The sequence below is a fragment of the Alkalibacterium sp. m-11 genome, from assembly GCF_054658155.1.
Genome location: NZ_BAAGIR010000529.1, coordinates 1 through 255 on the forward strand (window position 1 = coordinate 1; position 255 = coordinate 255).

Annotated in this window: 1 protein-coding gene; it reads left to right on the top strand. The window is 40.8% G+C overall.

What is annotated here, in order from left to right; genetic code table 11:
• On the top strand, positions 1–255 hold a 255-nt coding region (locus ACYQ2O_RS13465), incomplete at both ends, for a helix-turn-helix domain-containing protein (protein ID WP_459796856.1).

Below are 255 nucleotides of genomic sequence, written 5' to 3' on the forward strand. Positions count from 1 at the left end.
CTATTTTGCGAACTGTTTTGGTTGTGCCCGCTTCATTTATAACCAAATGCTTAGCGACAAGATCGACCACTATAAAGAGACGAAACAAATGCTCAACAATACGCCCGCTCAGTACAAAGAAGAGTTTCCTTTTATGAAAGCGGTTGATAGTCTGGCTTTGGCGAACGCTCAGCAGAATTTGGAACGAGCCTACAAAAATTTCTTCCGGGATAAATCCATTGGATTTCCAAAATTCAAATCCAAACACCGTTCAAA